A 3,287-nucleotide genomic window follows, 5' to 3' on the forward strand; every position below is an offset into this window, starting at 1 on the left:
TAGCGCATACAAAGAATTTATTACGCATCGGCATTGTGGCCGGTACGTGTTCTTTTAAAACTTGTGACGTAGCGAGCGTTTGAGATTCTATCTTGACGTGTCGTGAGGCTAAGGCGGAAGACTTAAATGTCTTCTTATTAATTGAGTCGTTATATTTCGTATCTGGGCTTTGTACCCCCAGGTCATATATGTAACCCAAGGCAACTTGCGGTTATATGGTCAAGCGAATAAGCGCACACGGTGGATGCCTTGGCGGTCAGAGGCGATGAAGGACGTGGCAGCCTGCGAAAAGTATCGGGGAGCTGGCAACAAGCTTTGATCCGGTAATGTCCGAATGGGGAAACCCACCCGCTTGCGGGTATCCTGCAGTGAATACATAGCTGCTGGAAGCGAACCTGGTGAACTGAAATATCTAAGTAACCAGAGGAAAAGAAATCAACCGAGATTCCCTGAGTAGCGACGAGCGAACGGGGACTAGCCCTTAAGCTGGAATGGTTCTAGAAAAACAGCCTGGAACGGCTGGCCATAGAAGGTGATAGCCCTGTATTTAAAAGGGCCACTCCAGTGAAGACGAGTAGGGCGGGGCACGTGAAACCCTGTCTGAACATGGGGGGACCATCCTCCAAGGCTAAATACTACTGACCGACCGATAGTGAACCAGTACCGTGAGGGAAAGGCGAAAAGAACCCCGGAGAGGGGAGTGAAATAGATCCTGAAACCGTGTGCGTACAAGCAGTAGGAGCTCGAAAGAGTGACTGCGTACCTTTTGTATAATGGGTCAGCGACTTACTGTTCGTGGCAAGCTTAACCGTATAGGGGAGGCGAAGGGAAACCGAGTCTGATAAGGGCGCATAGTCGCGGGCAGTAGACCCGAAACCGGGTGATCTAGTCATGGCCAGGGTGAAGGTGCCGTAACAGGTACTGGAGGCCCGAACCCACGTCTGTTGCAAAAGACGGGGATGAGCTGTGATTAGGAGTGAAAAGCTAATCGAACCCGGAGATAGCTGGTTCTCCTCGAAAGCTATTTAGGTAGCGCCTCATATGTATCCTCTCGGGGGTAGAGCACTGTTATGGCTAGGGGGTCATCGCGACTTACCAAACCATTGCAAACTCCGAATACCGAGACGGACTGTATGGGAGACACACGGCGGGTGCTAACGTCCGTCGTGAAAAGGGAAACAACCCAGACCCACAGCTAAGGTCCCAAATTCACTGCTAAGTGGAAAACCATGTGGAAAGGCACAGACAGCCAGGAGGTTGGCTTAGAAGCAGCCACCCTTTAAAGAAAGCGTAATAGCTCACTGGTCGAGTCGGTCTGCGGGGAAGATTTAACGGGGCTAAGCAGTGAACCGAAGCTTGGGGTGTGCATATTTATATGTACGCGGTAGAGGAGCGTTCCGTAAGCCGTTGAAGGTGGATTGAGAAGTCTGCTGGAGGTATCGGAAGTGCGAATGCTGACATGAGTAACGATAATGCGGGTGAAAAACCCGCACGCCGAAAGCCCAAGGTTTCCTTGCGCAACGTTAATCGGCGCAGGGTGAGTCGGCCCCTAAGGCGAGGACGAAAGTCGTAGTCGATGGGAAGCAGGTTAATATTCCTGCACCTCGCGTAAGTGCGATGGAGGGACGGAGAAGGTTAGGTGTACCCGGCGTTGGTTGTCCGGGGGAAAGGCGGTAGGTTTGGATCTTTGGCAAATCCGGGATCCTTTAAGACCGAGCACCGAGACGAGTCTTTAAGACAAAGTCACTGATACCACGCTTCCAGGAAAAGCTCCTAAGCTTCAGCTTACGCAGACCGTACCGTAAACCGACACAGGTGGGTAGGATGAGAATTCTCAGGCGCTTGAGAGAACTCGGGTGAAGGAACTAGGCAACATGGCACCGTAACTTCGGGAGAAGGTGCGCCCTTTTTGGTGGCTCATGCGAGCTATAGCTGAAGAGGGCCGCAGTAACCAGGCCGCTGCGACTGTTTATCAAAAACACAGCACTCTGCAAACACGAAAGTGGACGTATAGGGTGTGACGCCTGCCCGGTGCTGGAAGGTTAATTGATGGGGTCAGCCGCAAGGCGAAGCTCTTGATCGAAGCCCCAGTAAACGGCGGCCGTAACTATAACGGTCCTAAGGTAGCGAAATTCCTTGTCGGGTAAGTTCCGACCTGCACGAATGGCGTAACGACAGCGGCGCTGTCTCCACCCGAGACTCAGTGAAATTGAAATCGCTGTGAAGATGCAGCGTTCCCGTGGCAAGACGGAAAGACCCCGTGAACCTTTACTATAGCTTTACACTGAACGTTGAGTTCGTCTGTGTAGGATAGGTGGGAGGCTATGAAACCATGGCGCTAGCTGTGGTGGAGCCATCCTTGAAATACCACCCTGTCGTGCTTGACGTTCTAACCTGGGTCCATAATCTGGATCGGGGACCGTGTATGGTGGGTAGTTTGACTGGGGCGGTCTCCTCCTAAAGAGTAACGGAGGAGCTCGAAGGTACGCTCAGCGCGGTCGGACATCGCGCACTGTGTGCAAAGGCATAAGCGTGCTTGACTGCAAGATCGACGGATCAAGCAGGTAGGAAACTAGGACTTAGTGATCCGGTGGTTCTGTATGGAAGGGCCATCGCTCAACGGATAAAAGGTACTCCGGGGATAACAGGCTGATACCGCCCAAGAGTTCATATCGACGGCGGTGTTTGGCACCTCGATGTCGGCTCATCACATCCTGGGGCTGTAGTCGGTCCCAAGGGTATGGCTGTTCGCCATTTAAAGTGGTACGCGAGCTGGGTTCAGAACGTCGTGAGACAGTTCGGTCCCTATCTGCCATGGGCGTTGGAGATTTGAGAGGGGCTGCTCCTAGTACGAGAGGACCGGAGTGGACGAACCTCTGGTGTTCCGGTTGTCACGCCAGTGGCATTGCCGGGTAGCTATGTTCGGAAGCGATAACCGCTGAAAGCATCTAAGCGGGAAGCGCGCCTCAAGATGAGATCTCCCGGGGCACAAGCCCCCTGAAGGAACCATATAGACTATGTGGTTGATAGGTCAGGTGTGTAAGTACAGCAATGTATTGAGCTAACTGATACTAATGATCCGTGTGGCTTGACCATATAACCTCAAGTTGCCTTGGCCGACATGACATGTCGATAGATCCCAAGTGCACGCTACGTCACAAGACCAAACGAGAGGCAGGCGCTCAGGCGCGTCTCTTTGTAAAGCCGGCACTCCGTGCCCGCTCCCTGCAAAGACACGACTTGCGGCGACACTCCAAAAGCCTCCCTGGTGAAATTAGCGCTGTGGA

1 rRNA gene is annotated in these 3,287 nt (G+C 52.8%); it reads left to right on the plus strand.

The annotated features are described in order from the left end of the window. Positions 1 to 217: 217 nt before the first annotated feature. Positions 218 to 3,096: ribosomal RNA gene (locus AC06FD_RS20380) — 23S ribosomal RNA — on the plus strand. Positions 3,097 to 3,287: the final 191 nt, after the last annotated feature.

The organism is Stenotrophomonas sp. Steno-Z1 (assembly GCF_056393175.1).